The organism is Enterobacter sp. EC_50 (assembly GCF_019584525.1).
In the GTDB taxonomy this organism is placed as follows: Bacteria; Pseudomonadota; Gammaproteobacteria; order Enterobacterales; family Enterobacteriaceae; genus Enterobacter; species Enterobacter roggenkampii.
Genome location: NZ_VDAF01000084.1, coordinates 1 through 480, shown reverse-complemented (window position 1 = coordinate 480; position 480 = coordinate 1). Strand labels below are relative to the sequence as shown.

Annotated in this window: 2 pseudogenes; both read left to right on the top strand. The window is 55.2% G+C overall.

The features are described from left to right. Window positions 1-333 (top strand): annotated as a pseudogene (locus tag FHC48_RS23075) (electron transfer flavoprotein subunit beta/FixA family protein); the annotation flags it as partial. Beyond that, window positions 330-480, top strand: a pseudogene (locus FHC48_RS23070) (electron transfer flavoprotein); the annotation flags it as partial. The pseudogenes FHC48_RS23075 and FHC48_RS23070, both read left to right, overlap by 4 nt.

Below are 480 nucleotides of genomic sequence, written 5' to 3'. Positions count from 1 at the left end.
GTGGAGCGTTTCACTCTCGACGCGCTGTTTATCACCCTCGAACAGCGTACTGAACATGGGTTGCGTTGTTGCCGGGGTCGCTTGCCTGCGGTGATTGCCGTGCGTCAGTGCGGTGAAGTGGCCTTGCCAGTACCGGGAATGCGCCAGCGAATGGCTGCGGGGAAAGCAGAAATTATCCGTAAAACTGTTGCTGCCGAAATGCCAGCGATGCAGTGTCTGCAACTGGCAAGAGCAGAGCAACGACGCGGAGCGACGCTGATTGATGGGCAAACGGTAGCAGAAAAAGCTCAAAAGCTATGGCAGGACTATTTACGCCAAAGGATGCAGCCATGAATATCGCAATTGTGACAATAAATCAGGAGAATGCCGCAATAGCAAGCTGGCTGGCGGCGCAGGATTTCAGCGGTTGTACCCTGGCGCACTGGCAGATTGAACCTCAGCCTGTAGTGGCGGAACAGGTGCTGGATGCGTTGGTGGAAC